Below are 25,615 nucleotides of genomic sequence, written 5' to 3' on the forward strand. Positions count from 1 at the left end.
GTCTGCTGTCACCCGTGGCGTCCGACTCAATGACCGCTGATACAGCAGTGCAACGCTTGCCTTGGCTGGCGCAAATGTGTCCGAATCCTCAAATTGCCTTCTGCACCCTGCAGGATCGATCAGCTCCAAGGAGAGTCAGCGCCCATGCCGCCCATTCAGACATGCGCATTTTCTTCATATGACGGACTCAGTCGCACCGTTTCGCCAACAATGAGCAAGCCCGGTCGTGGACCATACGGAGGAGCGATCTCGACCAGCAGGCGCAAAGGGTGGGCCAGTACACGCTGTGTAGGTCGGGTACCGTCTTGGACGATGGCCGCAGGTGTGTCGGGCGGTAGTCCATGGGCAATCAAGGCCTGGGCGATCTGCGCCAGTCGCTGAACGCCCATGTAGAACACCAGAGTCTGCCCCGCGCGCGCCAGAGCCTGCCAGTCGTGGCTGGCCTGGGCGTCCGCCAGATGGCCCGGCAGAAACACGCAGCTGGCCGCCAGGTGGCGGTGTGTCAGCGGAATGCCCGCGGCGGCCGAACAGCCGCTGGCCGCCGTCACACCGGGCACCACCTCGAACGCAATGCCGGCCGCCTGCAGCGCCAGCACTTCCTCGCCACCGCGTCCGAACACGAAGGGGTCGCCGCCCTTGAGGCGGACGACGCGCAGGCCCTGGCGCGCATGCGCCACCAGCAGCGCATGGATCTCCTCCTGAGGGACGGCGTGGTGTCCCAGGGCCTTGCCGACGTACACCCGCCGGGCGGTGGCCGGGATCAGCGCCAGCACATCCTCGGCGATCAGCCGGTCGTGCACCACCACCTGGGCCTGTTGCAGCCGGTTCAGCGCGCGCAGCGTCATCAGGTCGGCCGGTCCCGGCCCGGCACCAACGATGCAGACCGAGCCAACGGCCGGTGTCTCACTCGCCATCGATGACCCCCGGTCCCTGGTGGAACACCAGATCGGCGACCACCTGTCCGCCCACCAGGTGCTGCCCGATGATGCGGTCCATGTGGTCGGGGGTCACGCCGTGGTACCAGGTGCCGTCGGGCTGCACGCACAGGATGGGGCCGCCCTTGCAGGCGGCAAAACAGCTCACGCGGCTGCGCTTGACACGCAGTGCGCCTTCGTGCAGGCCGGCGGCCTTGAACTTCTCGCCCAGGCTGTCGAACAGCGCTTGCGATGCGCCGTCCTGCGTGCAGCGTGCGCCGGTGCAGACCAGCAGGTGCCGTCGGTAGTCGCCGATGCGGGGCTTTTCCGTGGTGCTCATTGTTCTGCTTCCTCGGTGCCGGCGTCGGCTGCTTCGCGCGCGTCGGGTGCCGCCAGCACCTGCGCTATGTAGTCGGCAGGCAGGCTGTGGCGGCTGGCGAGTTCGGCCAGGTCCAGGCCTGCCGCCTGCTCGGCCCGCAGCCCCTCGATCCAGCCCAGCAGGCCGCTGGAGAGCGATCGGCCTGCCTTCTCGCCTGCGCGGGTCTCGAAGCCCTGGTCCGAGTCGTACTTGTTGGCATAGCCGCGCGGCGTGACCATCAGCCCCGAGCGCAGGAAGGTGCTGCTGTTGCCGATCAGCACGGTGCTGAGCATGCCGATCTCCTGTTCGGCCATCTGGTCCAGCGTGGTGTGGACGATGTGCTGGCGGCGCCGGTAGGCGCTCTTGACGATCGCCACCGGCGTGTCCGCCCGGCGGTGCCGCAGGAAGAGGCGCTGCGCTTCGACGATCTGGCGCGTGCGGCGGCCGCTCTTGGGGTTGTAGAGCGCTACCACGAAGTCGGCGGCGGCGGCGGCGTCCAGGCGCCGCGCGATCACCGGCCAGGGTGTCAGCAGGTCGGACAGCGAGATGGAGCAGAAGTCGTGCGTCAGCGGCGCACCGACCAGGGCCGCGCAGGCGTTGATCGCCGAGGCACCGGGCACGATCTCCACCGTCACGTCGTCCTCCGGCGTCCAGCCGGCCTGGAACAGCACCTCGTAGGTCGGGCCGGCCATGCCGTAGACGCCGGCGTCGCCCGACGAGATCAGGGCCACCTTCTTGCCGGCGCGGGCCGCGGCCAGCGCGTGCACGGCGCGGTCCAGCTCTTCGGTCATGCCCTTGCGCACGACTTCCTTGCCGTCCAGCAGGTCGGCCACCAGCTTGATGTAGGTGACGTAGCCCACCACCACATCGGCCTCGGCGATGGCGGCGCGCGCGCGCGCGGTCATGTGTTCGGTGTGGCCGGGGCCGATGCCCACCAGGCTGATGCGGCCGGTGGTGCCCGCGTTGTGCGGGGTGGTGACGGGGGTGTCGGTGGTCATGTCGTTCCTTGGGACGGGCGGGGGTTCAATGGCAAGGCCGCGGTCAGCCATGCAGCGGTTGTTCGGTGGTGGCGCTGGTGTCGGTGTTCCAGGACGGGCCCAGGTGTTCTCGGTGAACAAGGCCGGAACCGGACGCGCCTGGCGCCACTGTTGCTGGATGAGCAGGGGTGTTTCGTAGAAGCGATCCACCGGACCGATGCACAGCAGGCCCAGCGGCACGGCGCCCGCGGGGAGCGCCAGCAGCGTGTGCAGGTCGCCGGGTTCGAACAGCGACACCCATCCGAGACCCAGGTGTTCGGCGCGCGCGGCCAGCCAGAGGTTCTGCACGGCGGCGCCTGCCGAGCACCACGCCATTTCGCTCGCCAGCGTGCGGCGACCGAACAGCGTGCCGTCGTCTGGCGCCAGCACCAGCGCCCACAGTTCGGCGCACTCGCGCACCCCTTCCACCTTCAGCGCCAGGAACTCGGCCGCGCGCGATCCCATGGCCTGGGCGGTGCGCATCCGCTCCGCGTCCACGGCGGCGGCCAGCCGGTCGCGCAACGCCGGGGCGGTGATGCGCAGCACCCGCAGGGGCTGCATCAGCCCCACCGACGGCGCGGCGAGCAGCGCCGACTGCAGGCGCGCCCTGACGTCGTCGGCGATTTGCGTACCGGCGCTGAAGTGGCGCATGTCGCGCCGCACCTGCATCAGCGACTGCACCGCCTCGCGCTCGGCGACCGTGAAGCGGCGGTTGGGGTCGGTGCTGGCGACGCAAGGCGGGATGGCCGTTCGGGGCATCACGCGCGCCACGGACACGGTGGCATGGCGCCCATCGTCGCCGCGCAGCCGGTGCTTCTCGACGCACAGGGCGGCGGCCTCGGTGGTGCCCGCGGCCAGCAGCGCCGCGGCTTCGGAGACCGAGGGGGTGCCGGTGTGGCGGCGCACGGTTTCGGACGGGTTCGGCACCGCGACCTCGGCCAGTTGTGCGGCGGGGTAGAACCGCAGCGGCCAGCCCTGCTGCGCCGCCAGGGCCAGCAGCGCGGGCTCGTCGGCCTTGAGCGTGATGCTGCCCAGGCCCGCCACCTGCCGGCGGTCCAGGCCGACCACGGCCAGGGCCTCGTCGACCGCGCGCTCCAGCGTGGCCAGCGGGGTGCCGCGGTCGCAGCCGATGCCCAGGGCCACCGTCATGCAGCCACACCGGTGGGGGCGCCGGTCTCTGCCGGCTGCGGCGGGCGGTACACCACCAACCGTTCGTGCAGGGTCTGCCACAGCGCGTCGTCCACCGGGCGGTGGGTGATCCACAGCACCGCGCGGTAGCGGGCCAGGTCCACGTCCTCCAGCCGCGCGTGGCGGTGGATGTTCGGCGGCAGCGGGGTGGGGCGGGTCCACCAGTGTGGACTGCCGGCTTCCTGCACCAGGGCCACCGGTTCTTCGTTGACCACGGCGGCGGAGACGCGGGTGATGTTGAGCTTGGGCGCCTCGACCTGCCAGCCCAGTTCGCGGCCCAGGATGTCGACCGGGATGGTCCTGCCCACGTCCGATGCCGTGGTGAGCACCGCCGTGGCGCCCAGCAGCGCGGCCACGGTCTCGGCCATGGCGTTGGCGCCACCCACATGGCCTGAGAGCACGGGAATGGCGAACTGGCCGGCATCGTCCACCACCAGCACGCCGGGGTCTTCGTCCTTGTTCTTCAGGTGCGGCGCGATCAGGCGCACCACGGCGCCGAGCGAGACGAAGAACACGATCTGGTCGAACTGCGCGAACAGCTCGCCGATCTGTTCCTTTAACGGGCCGTCGTAGGCGAGCACCGGGTTGGGCAGGCCGGCGCAGGCGTCGGCAAACCGGGCGGCCACGCAGACGCTGGCCCCAGGCAGCGCGCGCGCCAGAGTGGCGGCCTGCGCGGCGCCGTGTTTGGTGATGGCGACGAGGACGGTGCGGGGAAGAGGATGGGGATGGTCGGGGTTCATGCAGCGGGTTCCGGGGTTTTCTTGAGACAGCCCTTGATGCGCTCACCGCGCACGCGGTGGGGGTTCTTCACGATCAGCAGCGAGAGGTAGCTGACCTTGGTGCCGCGCAGCGTGAGCAGCGCGGGGCCCGAGAGGTGCCGCTCGTCCAGCGCGCCAACGCGTTCGACGAAGTGCGCGCCGGCCAGCAGGTCGCGCGCCTCCAGCCAGTCCAGCAGGTCCTCGATCAGCGGCTTGATCTTCATCAGCACCAGGGTGTCGAAGTCGGGCAGCAGCCGGTCGACCGCGCCCACGCCGTAGGCCGCCGGCACGATGGCCACGGTGTCGTCCTGCTCGGCGAACGGTTCGCCCACATCGGCACAGGCCGCGGTGAACGAATTGACTCCGGCGATGGTGCGCACCGGCAGCCGCTCGTCCAGCCCGCGCAGGGTGCGCGCGAGGTGGCCGAAGGTGGCGTAGGTGGAGGCGTCGCCCTCGACCAGGAACAGCACGTCGCGCCCGGCCTGCAGCCAGGGCAGCACGGTCTGCGCGGCCTTCAGCCAGGCGCGCGCCAGCTTCTCGCCGTCGTGGGTCATGGGAAACAGCAGCGGCGTGTGGGTCTCGGGCAGCGGCAGCCCGGCGCGCATCACGATGTCCAGGGCATAGCTGGGCGTCTTCCCGCTGCGCACCGGGTAGACCCAGATGGCGTCGCGGCGCTCCAGCGTGGCCCAGGCCGTGCGGGTGATCAGGCCGGGGTCGCCCGGGCCGAGCGAGATGCCGTGCAGGGTGCCCATGCGGGGGGCGGTGGCGGGCGCGATGTCAGCCATGCGCCGTCTCCTCGGCCGCCACCACCGGCCCGTGTGCGCCGTGGCCCATGGGGCCTACGCCGGCGCACACCAGCCACACCGGGTTCTCGGCGGCCATGCGGTGCATGTGCAGGATGGGGCGGCTGCGCGCGGCCTGCAGTTGCAGCACGTCCCAGTCGGCGTTCAGCTGCTGCAGGGCCTGGGTGGCGGTGGCCAGGTTCTCCAGGGTCACGAAGTTCATCACCAGCCGGCCCTGCGGCCGCAGGCGTCGCAACACCTGCGCGATCAGCCCGGCCAGCTCGCCGCCGGAGCCGCCGATGAACACCGCGTCGGGGTCGGGCCAGGTGTCCAGGCCCTCGGGCGCCTTGCCAAGGTGGAGGCTGTAGTTGCTGACGCCGAAGGCCGCGTGGTTGCGCCGGGCGATGGCGTGGTCGGCCTCGTTCTTCTCGATGGCGAACACATGGCCCTGCGGGCACAGGCGGGCGGCCTCCAGCCCCACCGAGCCGCTGCCGGCGCCGATGTCCCAGACCACGCTGTCGGTGCGCAGCTGCAGCCGCGCCAGGCTGACGGCACGCACCTCCTGCTTGGTGATCAGGCCCTTCTCGGGCTGGCGCTGCTCGAAGGCGCTGTCGGCCAGGCCGAAGCGCACCGGCTGCGGCCGCGGCCGGGTGCGCCACAGCAGCACCACGTTCGGTTCGGCAAAGCGCATGCGGGCCGCTTCCGCCGGGCTGAGTTGCGCATGCACCCGCTCGCCGGGCTGCAGCAGGTGTTCGGCCACGGCCATGTGGAAGTCGCTGCCCAGGCCTTCGGCCAGCAGCAGACGGGCGATGCGGTCGGGGCTGTTCGCCGGGCTGGTCAGCAGCAGCAGGCGCTGCTCGGCGCGCAGGGCCTGGGCCAGCGCGTACAGACCGTGCGTGGGCGGGGCGCCGCGCTGCCACTCGCCGGCATCGGCGGCGTGCACGGAGACGATGCGCGCGTCCTGCCAGGCCAGGCCCACGCGGGCGCAGGCCAGTTGCAGAGTGGAGAGGTTGGGCAGGATCTCCAGCGCCTCCAGGCACAGGTGCTGGGCCAGGTAGGGCGCGATGCCGTGGCACAGCGGGTCGCCGGTGGCCAGCACCACGCAGGCCTGGTGGGCCTCGCGCGCGGCGCGCACCCAGCCGGGAACCGCCTTCAGCTGGCCGGTCAGGTCGTGGGTGACGGCGCCGGCCTTGAACGTGCGCCGGAACAGCGCCAGCGTGCGCGCGCCGCCGATCACCACGTCGGCCGCGCGCAGGTGGGCCAGTGCGGTGGCGCCGAGGCTGGCCACGCCGTCGTCGAGCACGCCGATCACGCGGCAGCGGTTGGGATCGTGGGAGGGAAGGTCGTTCATTCGGTGTCGAAGTCGGTGTGGTGGGTGTGGCCGATGCCGGTGCGGCCGGCGGTGGCGGGGCGGGGCCGTGCCTCGGCGGGGGCCGAGCGCACATCGGCCACCGGCTGGCCGCTGAAGTCGCACACCAGCACGCGCAGCGCGAAGGCGTGGCCGTAGCGTTCGGGGGCGGTCAGGGTGTCGATGGCGCGCTGCGCCAGCGCTTCGTGGAAGGCCGGGCCCAGGCCTCGCTCGACCATCAGCTCGGCGCCGAAGCGCGCGGTTTCGGCGGCGGCGATGGCGGCGCAGTCCTCGGCCGTGGCGCCGATCTGGCGGGCGATCTCGGCCACCAGGTCGGTGTCCACCATGTTGCGGTTGGCGTGGGTGATGGTCTCGCCCTGGGCGATCTTGGTCAGCTTGCCCACCATCACGCCCAGCACCACCTCGGGCAGGCCCTGGGCCACCACCTCGTCGAGCGCGTAGCGCAGGAAGTCGCCCATCTGCACGAAGCAGGCGGCGGGCAGGCCGGGCCGCTCTGCGCGCAGCGTCTGCATGGCGAAGGTCTCGGTGCGGCCGCCGGTGGTCAGCGCCACCACGCCGTGGTCCAGTGTGGCCGCCACCTGGATGCCCTGCACCACGCTGGCCCGCCAGGCGGCGGTGGAATAGGGTTTGACGATGCCGGTGGTGCCCAGGATGCTGATGCCGCCCAGGATGCCCAGCCGCGCGTTGGTGGTCTTCTTCGCCATCTCCTGGCCGCCGGGCACGCTCACCGTGACTTCCAGCCCGTGCTGCGCGAGCAGCCGCGGCGCGGCCTCGTGCAGGTTGTCGGCGATGTTCTGGCGCGGCACCGGGTTGATCGCCGGTCCGCCCACCGCCAGCCCCAGGCCGGGCAGCGTCACCGTGCCCACGCCGTCGCCGGCCACGAAGCTGATCTCGCCCGCTTGGCCGGGCAGCAGCCGCAGGTCCACCGTGAGGTGGGCGCCGTCGGTGCAGTCCGGGTCGTCGCCCGCGAACTTCACCACCATGGCGTGGGCGCTGTGCGCATCGCAGCGCCCGTCGCGCACGGCAAAGCGCACGCGCTGGCCATTGGGCAGCAGGCTCTCCATGGCGTCCGGCACCTGCCCGGTTTCCAGCCCCTGTGCGGCGGCCCGGGCGGCCGCGGCCGCACAGGCACCGGTAGTGAAACCGGTGCGGGTGCCGCGCGGGGTGGTGCTTTCCATTCAGGCGCCCTCGGCGCGTTGCTGCGCCTCGGCCAGCGCCAGCAGCGCGTGCAGGGCGGCGACCACCAGGGTGGAGCCGCCCTTGCGACCGCGGATGACGATCCAGGGCACGTCGGTGATCTGCGCCATCAGGTCTTTCGACTCCGCGGCCGACACGAAGCCCACCGGCATGCCGACCACCAGGGCCGGGCGCACGCCGTCCTCCACGATCAGCCGCACGAGTTCGATCAGCGCGGTGGGCGCGTTGCCGATGCCGACGACGGCGCCCTGCAGCAGGCCCAGGCGGTGTGCCTTGCGCATGGCCTGCACGGCGCGGGTGGTGTTCTGTGCCTGCGCCTGCGCAATCACGTCGGCGTCGCTGATGAACTGGTGCGTGGCCATGCCGAAGTGCGCCAGGCGCGGCCGCGACAGGCCCGAGCAGATCATCTCCACATCGGCCACCACGGGGGTGCCGCCGCGCAGCATCGCGGCCACGCCCGCACGCACCGCGTCGGGGTGGAAGTCGGTCAGGCCGTTGAACTCGAAGTCGGCGTTGGCGTGGATCATGCGGCGCACGATCGGCCACTGCTCGGCCGAGTAGCCGTGCGGCCCGGCCTCGGCGTCGATGATGGCGAAACTGTCGTGCTCGATGGCCTGGCCGGCGGCGGTGAGCTGCTCGGTGACGGTGTTGACCGTGCTCATGCTGGCTGCGCCTGTGCGGTGTGCGGATGCACATGCACAGGGGCGTGCGTGTGCTCGTGCGAGTGCCCATGGCCCAGGTCGTGCGCGATCTCGCGGTAGCTGCAGCCGTCGCAAGGCATCCGGCTGTCGGGCACGCCGGCCAGCAGGTCGTGCACGCGCTGCTCCACCAGTTCGAAGATTTCCTTCTCGAAGCCGAAGTGCGTGCCGCAGGCGAAACGGATCTGCGCGTACTGCGCGCGCAGGTGGTCCACCTGGCGGTGGATGCGCTGCATCAGCGTGCCGGTGTAGAGGTAGTAGGGCAGCACCACGATCTGACGCAGGCCGATCAGCGCCTGGCGCTGCACCACGCGCTCCAGCCGCGGCCAGGTGATGCCGGTGAAGGCCAGGTCCACCAGCTCGTGGTCGCTGTCCTCCTGCAGCCAGCGCGCCATCTTGGCCATGTCGCCGTTGGCACCGCGGTCCGACGAGCCCCGGCCCAGCAGCACCACACCGGTGGTGGTGGGGTCGGGCATGTCCAGCATGGCCATAGCCTGGCGCAGGCGGCGCTTGAGGATGGCGAGGATGGGGTCGCAGGCGCTCAGGTGCGGGCCGTAGAGGAACTCGACGCCGGGTGCGTGCTCGCGGGCGTGCTCGATGGCTTCGGGAATTTCCATCTTGGCATGGCCGGCGGCGTTCAGGATCAGCGGCAGCACCAGCACGCGGCGCGACGACTGCGCCGCGGCCAGCAGGCCGTCGTGCAGCGAGGGCGCGGCGAATTCGATGAAGCAGACCTCGATGCGCCAGGCCGGTTGGCGGGCGCGCCACTGGTCGACGAAGTCGCGGATTTCCTGGTTGCCGGAGTCCTCGCGCGAGCCGTGGCCCACCAGCAGGATCGTGGTGTCGTTCATGTCGTGGCTTTCCTGAAGCGGTGTGTGAAGCCCGGGTCGTAGAGCCGGGACCTGGTCAGCTCGGGCCAGTGGCGCGCGCCCAGCGTGGGGCTGGCGATCACCATGGCCTGGCTGACGATGCCGGCGTCGCGGCACTGTTGTTTGATGGTGGCCAGCGTGCCGCGCACGATGCGCTCCTCGCCGGGCCAGCTGGCCTTGTGCACCACCAGCACCGGCGCGTCGTCGGGCCAGCCGGCCTGGCGCAGACCGGCCTCCACCTTGTGCAGCAGCGTGATGGACAGGAAGATGCACAAGGTCGTGCGGTGCGCCGCGAGCGCCGCCAGGTCCTCGCCGTCGGGCATGGGCGTGCGGCCCTCCACCCGCGTGAAGATGGTGGTCTGCGTGACCTCGGGCAGGGTGAAGCTCTCGACCGCCGCCGCCGCCGAGGCCATGGCCGAGGACACGCCCGGCACCACCGCCACCGGCGCACCGGCCGCATCCAGCGGCTGCACCAGTTCGATCAGCGTACCGTAGAGGGCCGGGTCGCCGGTCTGCAGGCGCACCACGGTGTCGCAGCGCGCCGCGTTTGCGATCAGCCAGGCCGACATCTGCTCCAGCGTCATGTCCTTGCTGTCAGCGATGACGCAGCCCGGCGGTGCCCAGCGGGTGGCCGCCTCGTTCACCAGCGACCCGGCGAACAGGATGGCCCCTGCGCGCGCGATCAGGTCGCGCCCCTTGACAGTGACCAGGTCCGGATCGCCCGGACCCGCCCCCACAAACCAGACCGTTCCGAGGCCCATGGTGTGCCCCCGGTCAGGCGGCCTGGTGCAGACGGCGCTCCACCACCGCGCTGCCCTGCAGGCCGCGCAGCGTCTTGGCCAGTGCGAGCACGGCCAGGTCGATCAGCGGCTCGGCCAGCACCACGCTCATGTAGGCGGCGCCGAAGCTGCCGATGCTCACCAGGTTCTCGGCGCCCAGGCCACGCCCGTACAGCGCCCAGAAGCCCACCCACAGCACGATGCCGCCCTGGTAAGCCAGGGACAGCTTCAGGGCCTGGCCGTAGCGCAGATCCACATAGGCCATCTGGTCGGGAATGACGCGCCGAGCCAGCGCTGCGGTGGCGAACAGCGGCACCAGCAGCGTGGTCAGGTTCATGCCGTACTGCGGCAGGTCAAAAGGTGCAAAGAACAGGCCCTGGATCAGCAGGCCGCCCGCCAGCCCGATGGCCGCGGGCGCCGCGCCGAACAGCAGCATCAGCGTGGTGCCCAGGATCAGGTGCACCTCGGACACGCCCACCGGGTGGTGCGGCAGCACCTCGAAAAAGCAGAACACCAGCGCCGTCGCCAGCAGGGCCCGCAGCAGCAGGGCTGCCGCGCCATCTGTTTTGAGCATGTCGGCAGACAGCTTGAGCGTGTAGCCGCCACAGGCGGCCGCTGTGGCGTAGCTCAGTGCGAGCTTGGCCCCGTCCACCAGACCTGGTTCGATGTGCATGAAGTGACTCCTTGGGTTGGGTGCGTTGGACACAACGCGGTTGAAAAGGCGGCAAAGACCCAAGGGGAAAGCGAGCACAGGTTCCAGCGGCGAACGGACAGCCCCCTGCGAGCGCAGGCGCAGGCGCAGGCGCTGGCACAGACTCGCAAAGCAATGCGAAGGGACGACATGAGGACACCGACAAAGACCCCTCACCGCCTTCCCCGACGGTGTTTGGGTAATGCGGCTGCGCCTGGGGCACAGCCTCCTTGTTGGCCGGTATCCGGGCTGACAGAACGTTTCCCAAAGCCTTCCCGGTGTGACCCAGTGGCGAAATTTTGAGAAATGGGGGCCTTGGCAATGCCTTGGTCCACCCGTCTGCTTACCGTTGCGGGGGCAGCGCAGGTTAGGTTCGTCCGTGTGGGACTCGCCCTCCTGCTTCCCGTTGAACTGCAATGCCTGAACAGCATCACGAGCACCAACAGCTTTTTATTCTATACCCCGAAAAACAGCTCGAGGCCTTTTGAGGGGCGACGTTGCAATCTCAGATCCCGTGCATCGGGACATAGCGCACCTGAAAGCCATTCGTCGTGGCTGACATGGGCACTCTGAATTCCAATGCTGCGATCTTGAAGCAAGGGTGCTGGGTGAGTACTGTTTCGCGGCTGAACGGAACCCTCGGGATCAGTGCCTTCACACAGGTGGGCGCAACTTGTTGGTTGCCGACGCATCGCAAGGTGAATCTCGTCTTTGGACCAGGACCGCTGAAGGTATTTGAATGACCGCCTCGTCTACCAAAGCAGTCCTGGAGCGGATACCCCCGAACCACGGCAATCGCTGCTTTGCCGCCAATGACACGGCGGCCTTGCTCCTCAGCCACCGCCCTGGAAACCTCTGACGCTACCCCGCTGCGACCGCCGCGCCTCCCGCAGCATGAACAGGTAAAGCCCCTCCACCTTCTCCCGCGCCCATGGCGTCTTGCGCAGGAACGTCAGGCTGGACTTGACGCTCGGGTCGATCGCGAAGCAGCGGATGGGGATGCGCCGCGCAAGCTCGTCCCAACCGTAGTGCGCCTCCAGTGCGCGGACCATGGCCTCGAGGGTCACGCCGTGGAGGAGGTTGCGGGGCTGTTCGGCCGGCGGTGGTGCGTCTGTCATGCCGCGATTCTGCCCGGCTGGCCACGCGCTACACTCGCTATTCCATTTTGGGATAACGATCCCCGCCACCATTCCGCTTCATACCGAGGTGCCCATGCGTCTGCTGCTCTCTGCCCTTTCCGTCCTGCTGTGCACCGCGTTCACGCACACCGCCGCCCAAGCCGCCGAAGCCCAGGTGGCCGTCGCTGCCAACTTCGCCGAGCCGATCAAGGCCATCGCCGCGGTGCTGCAGAAGACCACCGGCCACACGCTGAAGATCTCCACCGGCGCGTCGGGCGCGTTCTACACGCAGATCAAGAACGGCGCGCCGTTCGATGTGTTCCTCTCGGCCGACAACGAACGCCCCGAGATGCTGGAGAAGGACGGTCTGGCGCAGCCGGGCACGCGCTTCACCTACGCCAACGGCAAGCTGGTGCTGTGGTCGGTCAGGCCCGGCCGTGTGGACGGCCAGGGCGCGGTGCTCAAGGCGGCCGACCTGGGCAAGGTGGCTTTCGCCAACCCCAAGACCGCGCCCTACGGCGCCGCCGCGCTGCAGGTGCTGGACAAACTGGGCCTGAAGGACGCGCTGGCGCCGAAGCTGGTGCAGGGCGAGAGCATCGGCCAGACCTTCAACTTCGTGAAGACCGGCAACGCCGACGTGGGCTTTGTGGCGATGTCGCAGGTGCTGGAAGGCGGCCAACTCAAAGAAGGGTCGATGTGGGTGATTCCGCAGACCCAATACGACGCCATCCGGCAGGACGCGGTGTTGCTCAAGCGGGGAGCGAACAACGAGGCTGCGAAAGAGCTGTTCAAGCTGCTGCAGAGCCCGAACATCAAGGACCTGATCCGCAGTTACGGCTACGACCTCTGACATGTTCCTCACCCCGGACAACCTCCAGGCGCTGTGGTTGACCTTCAAAGTCGCTGCGCTGACCACGCTGATCCTGTTGCTGCTGGGCACGCCGCTGGCGTGGTGGCTGGCGCGCTCGCGCAGCTGGGTGGCCAGGCCCGTGGGCGCGCTGGTGGCGCTGCCGCTGGTGCTGCCGCCGTCGGTGCTGGGCTTTTATCTGCTGGTGGGGCTGGGGCCGAACGGGCCCATCGGCGCCTGGATGGTGTCCCTGGGTCTGCCCACCCTGCCCTTCACCTTCGCCGGGCTGGTGGTGGCCTCGGTGTTCTATTCGCTGCCGTTCATGGTGCAGCCCATCCTCAACAGCATGCAGGCCCTGGGCGAGCGGCCGCTGGAGGCAGCGGCCACGCTGCGCGCCTCGCCGCTGGACCGCTTCTTTCATGTGGTGCTGCCGCTGTGCCGGCCGGGCATCGTGACCGGCTGCATCATGAGCTTCGCGCACACGGTGGGCGAGTTCGGCGTGGTGCTGATGGTGGGCGGCAACATCCCGGGCGTGACCCGGGTGGTCTCGGTGCAGATCTTCGACCATGTCGAGGCGCTGGAATACGCCGATGCGCACCGGCTGGCGGCGGTGATGCTGGTGTTCGCCTTCACGGTGCTGATGGCGCTGCAGTTCTTCAACGCGCGGCAGGCGCGCCGGGTGCGCACCGCATGAGCAAGACCACACTGACCCTGAACGCCCGGCTGGACCGGGGCGATTTCACGCTCGACGTGCAACTGGCCCTGCCGGGCCACGGCATCACCGCGCTGTTCGGCCCTTCGGGCAGCGGCAAGACCACCTGCCTGCGCGTGCTCGCCGGGCTGGAACGCCAGGCCACCGGCGCGGTGGTGGTGGACGGCCAGACCTGGCAGGACAGCGCGCGCGGTGTGTTCCTGCCCACGCACCAGCGCGCACTGGGCTATGTGTTCCAGGAGGCCAGCCTGTTCGACCACCTGACGGTGGAGGGCAACCTGCGCTTCGGCTTCGACCGCACACCGGCCGCGCAGCGCCGGCACGACTGGCGCCACGGGCTGGAGCTGCTGGGCATCGGCCACCTGCTGCAGCGCCGGCCGCACGAGCTCTCGGGCGGCGAGCGCCAGCGCGTGGCCATTGCCCGCGCGCTGGCCACCAGCCCGCAGCTGCTGCTGATGGACGAGCCGCTGGCCGCCCTGGACACGGCGCGCAAGGCCGAGATCCTGCCCTGGCTGGAGCAGCTGCACGAGGCGCTGGACGTGCCGGTGGTCTATGTGACGCATTCGCTGGACGAGGTGGCGCGGCTGGCCGACCACGTGGTGTTGCTCGAAGAGGGCCAGGTGCTGGCCGACGGCCCGCTGGCCCAGATGCTCACGCGCAGCAACCTGCCGCTCGCGCGCGGTGACAGTGCGGTCTCGGTGCTGCAGGGCCACTGCAGCGGCTATTCGCCCGCGGACCAGCTCGCGGTCTACGACATCGACGGTGGGCAGTTGCTGCTGCCGCAGTCGCGCCAGGGTGTGCCGCAGCCTGGCACGCGTGCGCGCCTGCACATCCAGGCGCGGGATGTGAGCCTGTCGCTGGTGATGCCTGCGCAGACCAGCGTGCTCAACGTGCTGCCGGCGGTGGTGGACAGCCTGACGGACAACGCCCTGGCGCAGGTGGTGGTGAGCCTGCGCCTGGGCGCCGACGGCCAGGGCGCCACCCTGCTCTCGCGCATCAGCAGCCTGTCGGCCCGGCGCCTGGCGCTGGCGCCGGGTCAGCTGGTCTACGCCCAGATCAAGGGCGTGGCGATGGTGCGCTGAGGCGCACTGTCATTTCGTGGCGTTCGGAAAGAACAGCTGCTCGCCGCCGATCTTGTAATCGGCGATGGCCTTCTGGCCGGCGGGGCCGGTGACCCAGTCGACAAACTTCTGGCCGTCGGCCGTCTTCACCTGCGGGTGCTTGGCGGCGCTCACCAGCATCACGCCGTACTGGTTGAACAGGCGCTTGTCACCTTCCACCAGAACGGCCATGTCGGCGCGGTTCTTGAAGTTGAGCCAGGTGCCGCGGTCGGCCAGCACGTAGGCTCCGCTGCTCGCGCCAATGTTCAGCGCCGGGCCCATGCCGCAGCCGCATTCCTTGTAGCCGCTGCCCTTGTTGGCATCGGTGTCGGTCATCTTCCAGAAGCGCAGCTCGGCCGCGTGCGTGCCGCTCTTGTCGCCGCGCGAAACGAAGGGCGCATTGGCGGTGGCGATCTTCTTGAGCGCGGCCACGATGTCGTTGCCCTTGGTGCCGGCCGGGTCGGCCTTGGGGCCGATCAGCACGAAGTCGTTGTACATGACCTCCTGGCGCTTGGCCGAGAAGCCGTCGGCCACGAACTTCTCTTCGGCGGCCTTGTCGTGCACGAACAGCACGTCGGCGTCGCCGCGGCGCGCCATGTCGATGGCCTGGCCAGTACCCAGCGCCACCACCTTGACGTCGATGCCGCTGGCCTGCTTGAAGGCCGGCAGGATGTGGCCGAACAGGCCCGACTGCTCGGTGGACGTGGTCGAGGCCACGACGATGCTGCTCTGGGCCAGTGCGGAAGTGGCGCCCAGCAGGCCAGCCGACACGAGGCCGGCAGCGGTGAGCAGTTGCACGACGGTGCGACGGGAAGTGGTGAACGACTTCATGTGGTTTCTCCTTTGACAAAAGCACTGGCCTGCGGAAAGCGCTCTTCCAGCAGGGACTGATCAAAAAACTGCTGCACGGGCAGGTCGGCCAGCACGCGCCCCTGCTCCATGTAGACCACGCGGCTGGCGAGGCGCTTGACCTGACCGAGGTTGTGGCTGGCGAACACCAGCGTGGGCGGCAGGTGGCCAGGCACAGGCGCTTCGTCGCCGAAATCAGCGATGAGCGCCTCGACATCGCGTTTGGCGTGTGGGTCCAGGCTCGCGGTGGGCTCGTCCAGCAGCCACACATCGGGCCGCAGCGCCCAGGCCCGCGCCAGCGCCACGCGCTGCTGCTGCCCGCCCGACAGCGCGCGGCCGTTGCGCTCGGCCAGCGACGCCAGCTGCACGCGCTCCAGCGCCTGCCGGGCGCGTTCCTTGGTCTGTCCCCAGGGCACGCCGCTGAGCCACAGGCCCAGTTGCAGGTTGCGCCGCACCGACATGCGCAGCATGTGCGGGCGCTGGAACAGCATGGCGATGCGCGAGGCATGGGGCACCTCGCGCCGGCCCTGCGCGATGGGCAGCAGGCCGTGCAGCGTGCGCAGCAGCGTGCTCTTGCCGCAGCCGTTTGGGCCGACCAGGGCCACGCGCTCGCCCGCGTGGATGGCCAGCGTGATGTTCCGCAGCGCCTCCACCTGCGCGGCGGGCCCGAGGCTCACGTGGACCGACGCCAGCGTCAGCACGGCCGGCGCTGCGCCTGCGCGGCCGAACACCTCGCCCGTTGCGGAGAGTTCCACCTTCATGTCGTGGCCATCCGCAGATCGCCACCGTCCAGGTGTTCGCGCCAGCGGCGCAGCAGCGCCACCAGGCTGTTGAGCAGCAGCACCACCGCCAGCAGCACGATGCCCAGACCCAGCGCCAGCGGCAGGTCGCCCTTGCTGGTTTCCAGCGCGATGGCGGTGGTCATCACGCGGGTGAAGCCGTCGATGTTGCCGCCGACGATCATCACCGCGCCGACCTCGGACACCGCGCGGCCGAAGGCGGTGATCAGCACCGTGAGCAGCGCGTAGCGCTCGTCCCAGGCCATCAGCAGGCTGCGCAGGCCCAGACCCGCTCCCAGCGAAGACAGCTGCTCGCCGTGGCTGCGGTCGGCGTCTTCGACCACCTGGCGCGTGAGCGCAGTGACCAGCGGCAGCACCAGGATCGCCTGCGCCAGCACCATGGCCTGGAAGCTGAACAGCCAGCCCAGGAAACCCAGCGGGCCGGAGCGCGAGAGCAGCAGGTAGATCACCAGACCCACCACCACCGACGGAATGGCCAGGAAGGTGTTGAGCACGGTCAGCACCATCGGCCGACCCGGGAACCGCGCCACCGCCAGCCAGGCGCCGAGCAAGAGCCCCAGGCCGCAGGCAAACAGGCAGGCCGTGGCGCTCACGGCGAGGGAGCGCGTCACGATTGCCCAGAGACTGGCATCGCCCGAGAGGATGAGTTCGAGCGCGGTGACTGCGCTATCGGAAAAGGTGTTCATACGTTGCGTCGCAGCATAAGCGGGCGCTACGGGTTTGGGAGTACGTGGCAACTCGGTATGAACGGAACAACATAGGAAATTGTTTGCATATGAAAGCTCTCAGGCACACTCGACGCCCATGAAACGGATTGCGATGTCCTATTCGCTGATGGCCGAACGCCCGGAGCGCGGGCGGGGCTCGGCGTTGCTGAGCAACCCGATGATGGATGTGCTGCACGCCGTGCACGAGCAGGGTTCGATTTCCGCGGCGGCCCGGCAGCTGGGCCTCTCGTACCGCCATGTCTGGGGCCAGCTCAAGGAGTGGGAACAGCAACTGGGACGCGAGCTGCTGGTCTGGGAACGCGGGCAATCCGCCCTGCTCTCGCCCTTTGGCCAGCGCCTGCTGATGGCCGAGCGGCTGGCCCAGGCACGGCTGGGCCCGCAGATGGAGAGCCTGCGCGCGGAGCTGGAACGGGCCTTTGCCTTGGCTTTCGACGACGCGCAGCGCCCCCGCGAGGTCCTGACGCTGTACGCCAGCCACGACCATGCGCTGGCCGAGCTGCAGGAACTGGCCGCCTCGTCGCAGACGGCGAACGAGCCCGGCGTGCATCTGGACATCCGCTTCACCGGCAGCGTCGACGCGATCCGCGCCCTCAACGAAGGCCGCTGCCTGCTGGCGGGCTTCCACACCCAGCCCTTTGCGGACGCCGACAGCCGCAGCGCCCGCACCTACCGCCCGCTGCTCAAGCCCGGCACACACAAGATCATCGGTTTTGCGCGCCGCTCGCAGGGGTTGATGGTGGCGCCGGGCAACCCCTTGCGCTTGCGCGATCTGCGCGATGTGTCTCTGCAGCGCGCCCGCTTCGTCAACCGCGCCATCGGCACCGGCACCCGGCTGCTGCTGGAAGAGCTGCTGAGCCAGGACGGCCTGAGCAGCGCCGACCTCAACGGCTTCGACCGCGAGGAAAGCTCCCATGCGGCGGTGGCCCAGGCCGTGGCCAGTGGCGACGCCGACGTGGGCCTGGGCACCGAGTACACAGCGCGCATCCAGGGACTCGGCTTTGTGCCGCTGACGGACGAGCGCTACCTGCTGGTGTGCCTGAAATCGGCACTGGAGCAGGCGCCGGTGCAGAACCTGCTCAGGCTGCTGCACAGCACGCGCTGGCAACAGCGCCTGCAGTCGATGGCCGGCTACCTGCCGGATCACCCGGGTGAAGTCGCCGCGATGAAGCGGCTGCTGCCCTGGTGGCGCTGAAAATCAGAACGCCTCTTTCTCCGCCTCCAGGTAGGCCAGGCTGGTGTATTTGCCGATGTTGCTGTCGAAGCCGTCCATGGTCTTCGCGCGGCTGGCGACACGGGGGTCTTTCATCACCAGCGCCTTGGCGCCATCCAGCGGAATGCCGTCCTTGACCGCCTGCACACACGGTTCCCAGATGCCCCGCATGAAAGTGCCATAGGTGTCCAGCAGGTCCTTGCTGCCCCGGCCGTGGCCGGGCACCCAGAGCTGGTCGCCCGCGGCGCTCCTGAGCGCCTCGTAGTACTTGAAGGTGCCCGGGTAGGAACCGTCGTCGATGTTGGCGATACGGTTCGCCATCGCGATGTCGCCCACATAAGTCAGCTTGTCCTGCACGACTTCGAAACACAGGTCCGACGGCGTGTGGGCCCGACCGTAGTGGTGCAGCCGGATCTGCACGTCGCCGTAGTCGAACACCTGTCCGTGCTCGACGGTCTGGTTGGGCGCCACCACCTTGGTGCCCAGGGTGGCCTGGTTGGTCCAGCGCTCCATCAGGCTGCGCCAGAGGTTGCCCTCCTGACCGGCGATCTGCTCGCGCGTGTACGCCAGCGCATGGATGGGGAGGTCCTTGCCATACGCGTCGGCGAAGGCGTGGTTGCCCAGCCAGTGATCGCCGTGGTAGTGGCTGTTGAACACCGCGATCACCGGCTTGGGCGTAACGGTCCTGATCATGCGGATCGCCATCTGACCGATCTGCAGCGAAGCGCCGCTGTCCAGCACCACCACGCCCTTCTGCGTCACCACGAAGATGACGCTCGCCATCAGGCCCTGGTTCTCCTGCGTCGGAAAGCCTTCCTTGGCGTACACCATCCAGACGTGGGGCGACAGCTGCTCTGGTTTGACGTCCGGCACCGGCGGGCCTTCGATGAACTCCTGGACCTGCTGGGCGAACACCCGCACTTCGGGCACCAGGGCCAGACCCAGCCCGGCGGCCCCCAGGCCGGCAGCGGCACGCAGCCAGTGGCGCCGGGATTCGTTGGCAGCGCCGGACGGGGCCCCTGGGACCGGAGATCGGCGGGTCGGAATTCGGGATGGCATGGGCGTCTCCTCCAAATCATCGAATAAGCAATTGCTTATTCGATGATAGCGAGTGTGCCTGCACCGGGCAACCGGCGTTACCAGGTCAGGTCGTGGCTGGCAGCGGCGAGGGGTTGGGCAGACGCCGCGCGATCTCCGCCACAAGCTGCCGCGCCAGCTGCAGCTTGGACGCCCGGGGCAGCTCCGAACTGCCCTGCTCATCCACCAGCAGCAGGGCGTTGTCGTCCTGGCCAAAGGTGTCGGGACCGATGTTGCCCACCAGCAGCGGCACGCCCTTGCGCACGCGCTTGGCCTGCGCATGGGCCAGCAGGTCCTCGCTTTCGGCGGCGAACCCGACGCAGTACAGCGCCCGGCTCTGCGCGCGGGCGGTCTGGGCAATGCCAGCCAGGATGTCGGGGTTCTCGACGAAGCCCAGGGTCGGCACCTGGCCGGAACCGTCTTTCTTGATCTTCTGCACGGCGATGTCGGCCGGACGCCAGTCGGCCACCGCGGCGGCCGAGATGAACACCGTGGCGTTCTGGCTCAGTACGCCGAGCGTCTTCTGCATGTTCAGCGCGGACTTGACGTTGATGCGCCCCACGCCTCGGGGGGTCGGCAGGCTCACCGGCCCAGCCACCAGCGTCACATGGGCGCCCGCCTCGTGCGCGGCCCTGGCAATGGCAAAACCCATCTTGCCGCTGGACAGGTTGGTCAGACCCCGCACCGGGTCGATCGCCTCGAAGGTCGGGCCGGCGCTGACCAGCACCTGCTGGCCGGCCAGCAGCTTGGGCGTGAAAAAGCGGATGAGCTCGTACAGCAGTTCGTCCGGTTCGAGCATGCGCCCGTCGCCAATCTCGCCACAGGCCTGATCACCCACGCCCACGTCCAGCACCGTGGCGCCATCGGCTTTGAGCTGGGCCACATTGCGCTGCGTGGCCGGGTGGGCCCACATCTCGCGGTTCATGGCGGGCGCCAGGATGAGTGGAACCTTGTCGATCGGGCGCGCCAGGCACATCAGGCTGAGCAGGTCGTCGGCCCGGCCGTGCAGCAGCTTGGCCATGAAGTCGGCGCTGGCGGGGGCCACCACGATCGCGTCGGCTTCCCGGCTCAGGTTGATGTGGGGCATGTTGTTGTCCACGCCCGCTGCGTTGCGGTTGTCCCACTGGGACGAGAACACCGTGCGACCTGACAGGGCCTGCATCGTGACCGGTGTGATGAACTGGGTGGCCGCTTCGGTCATGACCACCTGGACGGAGGCACCGGCCTTGATCAGGGCGCGACAGAATTCGGCCGCCTTGTAGCAGGCGATCCCGCCCGACAGCCCCAGGACAATGTGTTTGCCGGCGAGTTCGCTCATGGCCGCAATGTAGCAGTTTGAAACGCCTGCCAGCAGGCCACGACCGCGCGAACCCATAATCTGCGCTTTGACCAACCTTCCATATCAGGACACCCTTGGCCATGCACTTGACCCGCCTTCCCATGCTCCTCAGCGCCAGCCTTGTCCTGGCCTCCCTTGCAGCCTGTGGAGGAGGCTCCGACGGACCGGAAGGCGAAGCGCCCACGGGGGGTGCCCTGGCCAACGTCTGGTTTGCCGACAGCGACAGCTACCACCCGCTGGACAAGATCAGACCCGATGGCAGCTTCTACTCGGGCAACGAGGCCGACTTCGGCCCGGTCAATCCCGCGTACGCCGGCAGCACCGCCACCCAGTCGCGCTGGGCCATCGACACCTCGGCCACCCCGCCCGCCGGCGAAACCCTGAGCTACTCGTTCAAGCTGGACGGCGTCAGCGCCTCGGGCAGCGCGGTGGCGGCACTGCTGACCAATCTGCGCATCAACAGCAGCACCGGCCTCATCACCCAGACGTGCAAGGGCTTTCCCGAGTGCTACGACAACACCTCTGGCCAGGACGAGGACTTCCTTGTGACGGTGACGGCCCAGGCCAGTGGCGGCGGCAAGCTGGAGAGGAATTTCCTGCTGCGGGTGCGCGGCAACCGCTGAGCACCACAGCCCGCGGACCGACCGTGTCGTGACCGGTCCGTGCGGCCGGGCCAACAGGGGGGTGGCGCCTATAATCGCCATTTCCACCTCCTGCGAGCGCCCGGCTCGCCCGAGTCATGACCAAATTCGTGTTCGTCACCGGCGGTGTGGTGTCCTCTCTTGGCAAGGGCATTGCTTCTGCTTCCCTGGCTGCGATCCTTGAATCGCGCGGCCTCAAAGTCACCCTCATCAAGCTCGACCCGTACATCAACGTGGACCCGGGCACCATGTCGCCCTTCCAGCACGGCGAGGTGTTCGTCACCGACGACGGCGCCGAAACCGACCTGGACCTTGGTCACTATGAGCGTTTCATCGAAACGCGCATGAAGAAGACCAACAACTTCACCACCGGCAAGATCTACCAGTCGGTGCTGGAGAAGGAACGCCGCGGCGACTACCTCGGCAAGACCGTGCAGGTCATCCCGCACGTCACCAACGAGATCCAGGAGTTCATCAAGCGCGGCGCCGGCATCGGCACGCCCGATGCCGTGGACGTGGCCATCGTCGAGATCGGCGGCACGGTGGGCGACATCGAGTCCCTGCCCTTCCTCGAAGCCGTGCGCCAGATGAGCCTGCGCATGGGCCCGAACAACTCGGCCTTCGTGCACCTGACCTACCTGCCGTGGATTGCCGCGGCCGGTGAGCTCAAAACCAAACCGACCCAGCACACGGTGCAGAAACTTCGCGAGATCGGCATCTCGGCCGACGCCCTGCTGTGCCGTGCCGACCGCCGCATTCCCGAAGAGGAGCGCGCCAAGATTTCGCTGTTCACCAACGTGCCCGAGTGGGGCGTGATCAGCATGTGGGACGTGGACACGATCTACAAGGTGCCGCGCATGCTGCACGAGCAGGGCCTGGACGGCCTGATCTGCGACAAGCTGCGCCTGAACACCCCACCCACCAGCCTCAAGCGCTGGGACGACCTGGTTTACGAGACCGAACACCCGCAAGGCGAGGTGAAGATCGCCATGGTCGGCAAGTACGTCGACCTCTCGGACAGCTACAAATCGGTCAACGAGGCCCTGCGCCACGCCGGCATGCGCAACCATGTGCGCGTCAAGATCGACCACGTCGACTCCGAAACCATGGAGGGTGCCGATGTGGCGACCAAGCTGGCACAGTACGACGCCATCCTGGTGCCCGGCGGTTTCGGTCAGCGCGGCGTGGAAGGCAAGATCGCCACCGCCCGCTTCGCGCGTGAGCACAAGGTTCCCTATCTCGGCATCTGCCTGGGCATGCAGGTTGCGACCATCGAGTACGCGCGCCACGTCGCGGGCCTCGAAGGTGCCAACAGCACCGAGTTCGATGCCGCCACGCCGCACCCGGTGATCGCACTGATCGAGGAATGGAAAGACGCGGACGGCAGCATCCAGAAGCGCGACGCCAGCTCCGACCTGGGCGGCACCATGCGCCTGGGCGCGCAGAGCTCCGACGTGGCCAAGGGCACCCTGGCGCACAGCATCTACGGCGACGTGGTGACCGAGCGCCATCGCCACCGCTACGAAGCCAACGTGAACTACCTCGATCGGCTGCGCCAGTCCGGTCTGGTGATCTCGGCGCTGACGCAGCGCGAGCAGCTGACCGAGATCGTCGAGCTGCCGCAGACGGTGCACCCCTGGTTCATCGGCGTGCAGTTCCACCCCGAATTCAAATCCACCCCCTGGGCCGGCCACCCGCTGTTCAACGCCTTCGTCAAGGCGGCGGTCGAGCACCAGAAGGCCGCCAAGGCCTGACCGGAGCCCCCATGAAACTCTGCGGATTCGACGTCGGCCTGGACCAGCGCTTCTTCCTGATCGCAGGCACCTGTTCCATCGAAGGTCTGCAGATGTCGCTCGATGTCGCTGGCCAGCTCAAGGAAATTTGCAGTGCGCTGGGCATTCCACTGATCTACAAGGGCTCGTTCGACAAGGCCAACCGCTCGTCTGGCAGCAGCCAGCGCGGCGTTGGACTGGATGCGGGACTGAAGATCCTCGACGAAGTGCGCCGCCAGCTGCAGCTGCCCGTGCTGACCGACGTGCACGACGAGTCGCAGGTGGCCGAGGTCGCAGCCGTGGTGGACGTGCTGCAGACGCCGGCCTTCCTGTGCCGCCAGACCGACTTCATCCGCGCCGTGGCCCAGTCGGGCAAGCCGGTGAACATCAAGAAGGGCCAGTTCCTCGCCCCCTGGGACATGAAGAACGTGATCGACAAGGCCCGCGCCGCCGCGAAGGACGCAGGCCTGTCGGAAGACCGTTTCCTGGCCTGCGAGCGCGGCGTGAGCTTCGGCTACAACAACCTCGTGGCCGACATGACCAGCCTGGCCGAGATGCGCAAGTCCGGCGCACCGGTGGTGTTCGACGTCACCCACTCGGTGCAGAAGCCCGGCGGCCTGGGCGCCGTCAGCGGCGGTGCGCGCGAGATGGTGCCGGTGCTGGCCCGCGCGGGTGTCGCCGTGGGTGTGGCCGGCCTGTTCATGGAAACGCACCCGAAGCCGGCCGAGGCCTGGTCCGACGGACCGAACGCGGTTCCGCTGGGCCGCATGAAGGCGCTGCTGGAAACCCTGGTCGCGCTCGATTCCGTAACCAAAACAAATCCGCTGCTGGAGAACGATTTCCAATGAGCGCGTACATCATTGCGGATGTGACCGTCACCGACGAAGCGCAGATGAAGGTCTACCGCGAGTGGAGCACCCGCGCCATGCAGGAGTTTGGCGCCGAGGTGCTGGTGCGCGGTGGCCGTATCGAGCCGCTCGAAGGTGGCTGGCATCCGCAGCGGGTTGTGGTGCTGAAGTTCAAGGACATCGCCACCGCACAGGCCTACTACCACTCCGAAACCTACACCCACGCGCGCACCCTGCGTGAGGGTGCAGGCTCGATCCGCATGTTTGCCGTAGAGGGCGTCTGAGCGCCCCGTTCCGATTTCTTTTTTGACTTGTTCCAAAGGTAGAAACCATGAGTGCAATCGTTGATATCGTCGGCCGCGAAGTCCTGGACAGCCGTGGCAACCCCACCGTCGAATGCGACGTGCTGCTGGAGTCGGGTGTGATGGGTCGTGCGGCCGTGCCGTCGGGCGCCTCCACCGGCTCGCGCGAGGCCATCGAGCTGCGCGACGGCGACAAGAAGCGCTACCTCGGCAAGGGCGTGCTCAAGGCCGTCGAGAACATCAACACCGAGATCAGCGAAGCCGTGCTGGGACTGGACGCCTCCGAGCAGGCCTTCCTGGACAAGACCTTGATCGACCTGGACGGCACCGAGAACAAGGGCCGCCTGGGCGCCAACGCCATGCTGGCCGTGTCGATGGCCGTGGCCCGCGCTGCGGCTGAAGAAGCCGGCCTGCCGCTGTACCGCTACTTCGGCGGCATGAGCGCGGTGCAGATGCCCGTGCCCATGATGAACATCATCAACGGCGGCGCACACGCCAACAACTCGCTCGACCTTCAAGAGCTGATGATCATCCCCGTGGGCGCCCCGAGCTTCCGCGAAGCCCTGCGCTGGGGCGCCGAGGTGTTCCATGCCCTCAAGGCCATCCTGCACGACAAGCACATCAGCACCGCCGTGGGCGACGAAGGCGGGTTTGCCCCCTCGGTCGAGAACCACGAAGCCGCGCTGCAGCTGATCCTGCAGGCCATCGACAAGGCCGGCTACACCGCCGGCGACCAGATCGCCCTGGGCCTGGACTGCGCCGCCAGCGAGTTCTACAAGGACGGCAAGTACGTGCTCGAAGGCGAAGGCGGCATCCAACTCACCGCCGAGCAGTGGACCGACATGCTGGCCACCTGGGTCGACAAGTACCCCATCGTCTCCATCGAAGACGGCATGGCCGAAGGCGACTGGGACGGCTGGAAGCATCTGACCGAGCGCCTGGGCCAGAAGGTCCAGCTCGTGGGCGACGACCTGTACGTCACCAACACCAAGATCCTCAAGGAAGGCATCGAGAAGGGCATTGCCAACTCGATCCTGATCAAGATCAACCAGATCGGCACCCTGACCGAAACCTTCGCCGCCATCGAGATGGCCAAGCGTGCCGGTTACACCGCCGTCATCAGCCACCGCTCGGGTGAAACCGAAGACAGCACCATCTCCGACATCGCGGTGGGCACCAACGCCGGCCAGATCAAGACCGGTTCGCTGTCGCGCTCGGACCGAATGGCCAAGTACAACCAGCTGCTGCGCATCGAGGAAGACCTGGGCGACGTGGCCGTGTACCCCGGTCGTGCGGCCTTCTACAACCTGAAGTGATCAGGACTGGCGGCTCCAGGGTCGCCAGACCAACCCATCCAGTCCAATGGCACATCGCATCGTCCCCGGCCTGCTGATCACGCTGCTGCTCGTGCTGCACGCGCAGCTGTGGTTCGGCCGGGGCAGCGTGCCCAAGGTCTCTCGCATGAAGACCGAACTGGCCGTGCTGGAGTCGGTCAACCAGGAAGCGCGGCAGCGCAACGAGCGGCTGGCCAACGAGGTGCGCGACCTCGAAGAAGGCTTGGGCATGGTCGAAGAACTGGCCCGCAACGATCTGGGCATGGTCCGGCCCAACGAGATCTTCGTGCAGATCGCCCACAAGAAGCCCTGAGCTGCG

27 protein-coding genes, 1 pseudogene and 1 riboswitch are annotated in these 25,615 nt (G+C 68.5%); of the genes and pseudogenes, 10 read left to right on the forward strand and 18 right to left on the reverse strand.

All coding sequences use genetic code 11. The features are described from left to right. Positions 1-155: 155 nt before the first annotated feature. From cobA to HPF_RS17770, 13 genes and pseudogenes are all read right to left on the reverse strand, one after another. Positions 156-914 (reverse strand): uroporphyrinogen-III C-methyltransferase, encoded by a 759-nt coding sequence (cobA, locus tag HPF_RS17715; RefSeq protein ID WP_133157373.1) that lies wholly within the window; start codon positions 912-914, stop codon positions 156-158. Further along, positions 904-1,254 carry a (2Fe-2S) ferredoxin domain-containing protein gene (locus HPF_RS17720; RefSeq protein ID WP_133157374.1) on the reverse strand — a complete coding sequence of 117 codons (351 nt, stop codon included), beginning with the start codon at positions 1,252-1,254 and terminating at the stop codon, positions 904-906. Before HPF_RS17720 ends, cobA begins: the two co-directional genes overlap by 11 nt. Beyond that, positions 1,251-2,270 (reverse strand): precorrin-3B C(17)-methyltransferase, encoded by a 1,020-nt coding sequence (gene cobJ / locus HPF_RS23685; RefSeq protein WP_165961768.1) that lies wholly within the window; start codon positions 2,268-2,270, stop codon positions 1,251-1,253. Before cobJ ends, HPF_RS17720 begins: the two co-directional genes overlap by 4 nt. 186 nt (positions 2,271-2,456) lie before the next feature. Then, positions 2,457-3,437 (reverse strand): annotated as a pseudogene (gene bluB, locus HPF_RS23965) (5,6-dimethylbenzimidazole synthase); the annotation flags it as partial. Beyond that, positions 3,434-4,216 carry a cobalamin biosynthesis central domain-containing protein gene (locus HPF_RS17730; RefSeq protein ID WP_133157376.1) on the reverse strand — a complete coding sequence of 261 codons (783 nt, stop codon included), beginning with the start codon at positions 4,214-4,216 and terminating at the stop codon, positions 3,434-3,436. The pseudogene bluB and the gene HPF_RS17730, both read right to left, overlap by 4 nt. Further along, positions 4,213-5,019 carry a precorrin-2 C(20)-methyltransferase gene (gene cobI, locus HPF_RS17735; RefSeq protein ID WP_133157377.1) on the reverse strand — a complete coding sequence of 269 codons (807 nt, stop codon included), beginning with the start codon at positions 5,017-5,019 and terminating at the stop codon, positions 4,213-4,215. Before cobI ends, HPF_RS17730 begins: the two co-directional genes overlap by 4 nt. Beyond that, positions 5,012-6,367 (reverse strand): precorrin-6y C5,15-methyltransferase (decarboxylating) subunit CbiE, encoded by a 1,356-nt coding sequence (gene cbiE / locus HPF_RS17740; protein ID WP_133157378.1) that lies wholly within the window; start codon positions 6,365-6,367, stop codon positions 5,012-5,014. Before cbiE ends, cobI begins: the two co-directional genes overlap by 8 nt. After that, entirely contained in the window at positions 6,364-7,563 is a 1,200-nt protein-coding gene (locus HPF_RS17745; protein WP_133157379.1) for a cobalt-precorrin-5B (C(1))-methyltransferase, read from the reverse strand. The genes cbiE and HPF_RS17745 overlap by 4 nt, the downstream gene beginning before the upstream one ends. Continuing rightward, a complete protein-coding gene (locus HPF_RS17750) occupies positions 7,564-8,244 on the reverse strand; it encodes a precorrin-8X methylmutase (RefSeq protein ID WP_133157380.1) in 681 nt (226 codons plus the stop codon). Beyond that, complete coding sequence (locus HPF_RS17755) at positions 8,241-9,131, reverse strand: sirohydrochlorin chelatase (RefSeq protein WP_133157381.1); 891 nt, start codon at positions 9,129-9,131, stop codon at positions 8,241-8,243. The genes HPF_RS17750 and HPF_RS17755 overlap by 4 nt, the downstream gene beginning before the upstream one ends. After that, a complete protein-coding gene (gene cobM / locus HPF_RS17760) occupies positions 9,128-9,910 on the reverse strand; it encodes a precorrin-4 C(11)-methyltransferase (protein WP_127806349.1) in 783 nt (260 codons plus the stop codon). The genes HPF_RS17755 and cobM overlap by 4 nt, the downstream gene beginning before the upstream one ends. 13 nt (positions 9,911-9,923) lie before the next feature. Then, positions 9,924-10,601, reverse strand: a complete 678-nt coding sequence (locus tag HPF_RS17765) for an energy-coupling factor ABC transporter permease (RefSeq protein WP_127806348.1) — start codon at positions 10,599-10,601, stop codon at positions 9,924-9,926. Between the two features lie 236 nt (positions 10,602-10,837). Further along, positions 10,838-11,078, reverse strand: a riboswitch (cobalamin riboswitch). Positions 11,079-11,452: 374 nt separating this feature from the next. Then, the gene (locus HPF_RS17770; RefSeq protein WP_127806347.1) at positions 11,453-11,737 is read right to left on the reverse strand and encodes a VF530 family protein; all 285 of its coding nucleotides are present in this window, start codon (positions 11,735-11,737) and stop codon (positions 11,453-11,455) included. Positions 11,738-11,831: 94 nt separating this feature from the next. On the opposite strand from HPF_RS17770, the gene modA reads away from it, so the two are divergent. The 3 genes from modA to modC are packed head-to-tail and all read left to right on the forward strand — an operon-like array spanning position 11,832 to position 14,378. Beyond that, positions 11,832-12,587 (forward strand): molybdate ABC transporter substrate-binding protein, encoded by a 756-nt coding sequence (gene modA / locus HPF_RS17775; protein WP_133157382.1) that lies wholly within the window; start codon positions 11,832-11,834, stop codon positions 12,585-12,587. A 1-nt stretch (position 12,588) separates the two neighbouring features. Further along, positions 12,589-13,278 carry a molybdate ABC transporter permease subunit gene (gene modB, locus HPF_RS17780; protein WP_133157383.1) on the forward strand — a complete coding sequence of 230 codons (690 nt, stop codon included), beginning with the start codon at positions 12,589-12,591 and terminating at the stop codon, positions 13,276-13,278. Next, a complete protein-coding gene (modC, locus tag HPF_RS17785; RefSeq protein WP_133157384.1) occupies positions 13,275-14,378 on the forward strand; it encodes a molybdenum ABC transporter ATP-binding protein in 1,104 nt (367 codons plus the stop codon). The genes modB and modC overlap by 4 nt, the downstream gene beginning before the upstream one ends. A 9-nt stretch (positions 14,379-14,387) precedes the next feature. On the opposite strand, the gene HPF_RS17790 is transcribed toward modC, so the two are convergent. Genes HPF_RS17790 through HPF_RS17800 form a run of 3 tightly spaced genes read right to left on the reverse strand, consistent with a single transcriptional unit; the run spans position 14,388 to position 16,731 of the window. Then, positions 14,388-15,227, reverse strand: coding sequence for an ABC transporter substrate-binding protein (locus tag HPF_RS17790; RefSeq protein WP_133157385.1), 840 nt, complete (start codon positions 15,225-15,227; stop codon positions 14,388-14,390). After that, a complete protein-coding gene (locus HPF_RS17795) occupies positions 15,224-16,006 on the reverse strand; it encodes an ABC transporter ATP-binding protein (protein ID WP_084397290.1) in 783 nt (260 codons plus the stop codon). Before HPF_RS17795 ends, HPF_RS17790 begins: the two co-directional genes overlap by 4 nt. After that, positions 16,003-16,731 carry an ABC transporter permease gene (locus tag HPF_RS17800; protein ID WP_066155557.1) on the reverse strand — a complete coding sequence of 243 codons (729 nt, stop codon included), beginning with the start codon at positions 16,729-16,731 and terminating at the stop codon, positions 16,003-16,005. The genes HPF_RS17795 and HPF_RS17800 overlap by 4 nt, the downstream gene beginning before the upstream one ends. Before the next feature lie 118 nt (positions 16,732-16,849). On the opposite strand from HPF_RS17800, the gene HPF_RS17805 reads away from it, so the two are divergent. Then, positions 16,850-17,965 carry a substrate-binding domain-containing protein gene (locus HPF_RS17805; RefSeq protein ID WP_066155554.1) on the forward strand — a complete coding sequence of 372 codons (1,116 nt, stop codon included), beginning with the start codon at positions 16,850-16,852 and terminating at the stop codon, positions 17,963-17,965. A 3-nt stretch (positions 17,966-17,968) separates the two neighbouring features. Here HPF_RS17805 and HPF_RS17810 read toward each other — a convergent pair whose 3' ends face one another. Continuing rightward, positions 17,969-19,042 carry an MBL fold metallo-hydrolase gene (locus tag HPF_RS17810; protein WP_133157386.1) on the reverse strand — a complete coding sequence of 358 codons (1,074 nt, stop codon included), beginning with the start codon at positions 19,040-19,042 and terminating at the stop codon, positions 17,969-17,971. An 85-nt stretch (positions 19,043-19,127) separates the two neighbouring features. After that, positions 19,128-20,378: a bifunctional phosphopantothenoylcysteine decarboxylase/phosphopantothenate--cysteine ligase CoaBC gene (gene coaBC, locus HPF_RS17815; protein ID WP_133157387.1), complete on the reverse strand. Its 1,251-nt coding sequence runs from the start codon at positions 20,376-20,378 to the stop codon at positions 19,128-19,130. A 101-nt stretch (positions 20,379-20,479) separates the two neighbouring features. Between coaBC and HPF_RS17820 the strand changes: the two genes are divergently transcribed. The 6 genes from HPF_RS17820 (at position 20,480) to HPF_RS17845 (ending at position 25,609) form a co-directional block, all read left to right on the forward strand. Beyond that, positions 20,480-21,022, forward strand: a complete 543-nt coding sequence (locus HPF_RS17820) for a hypothetical protein (protein ID WP_127806337.1) — start codon at positions 20,480-20,482, stop codon at positions 21,020-21,022. Between the two features lie 116 nt (positions 21,023-21,138). Continuing rightward, positions 21,139-22,794: a CTP synthase gene (locus tag HPF_RS17825; protein WP_133157388.1), complete on the forward strand. Its 1,656-nt coding sequence runs from the start codon at positions 21,139-21,141 to the stop codon at positions 22,792-22,794. Positions 22,795-22,805: 11 nt separating this feature from the next. After that, positions 22,806-23,660 carry a 3-deoxy-8-phosphooctulonate synthase gene (gene kdsA, locus HPF_RS17830; protein WP_133157389.1) on the forward strand — a complete coding sequence of 285 codons (855 nt, stop codon included), beginning with the start codon at positions 22,806-22,808 and terminating at the stop codon, positions 23,658-23,660. Further along, positions 23,657-23,944, forward strand: a complete 288-nt coding sequence (locus HPF_RS17835) for a DUF1330 domain-containing protein (RefSeq protein WP_066155538.1) — start codon at positions 23,657-23,659, stop codon at positions 23,942-23,944. Before kdsA ends, HPF_RS17835 begins: the two co-directional genes overlap by 4 nt. Before the next feature lie 47 nt (positions 23,945-23,991). After that, positions 23,992-25,278, forward strand: coding sequence for a phosphopyruvate hydratase (eno, locus tag HPF_RS17840; RefSeq protein ID WP_066155533.1), 1,287 nt, complete (start codon positions 23,992-23,994; stop codon positions 25,276-25,278). Positions 25,279-25,324: 46 nt separating this feature from the next. Further along, positions 25,325-25,609: a septum formation initiator family protein gene (locus HPF_RS17845; RefSeq protein ID WP_066155530.1), complete on the forward strand. Its 285-nt coding sequence runs from the start codon at positions 25,325-25,327 to the stop codon at positions 25,607-25,609. Positions 25,610-25,615 lie beyond the last annotated feature (6 nt).

The sequence above is a fragment of the Hydrogenophaga pseudoflava genome, assembly GCF_004353865.1.
Classification (GTDB): domain Bacteria; phylum Pseudomonadota; class Gammaproteobacteria; order Burkholderiales; family Burkholderiaceae_C; genus Hydrogenophaga; species Hydrogenophaga pseudoflava.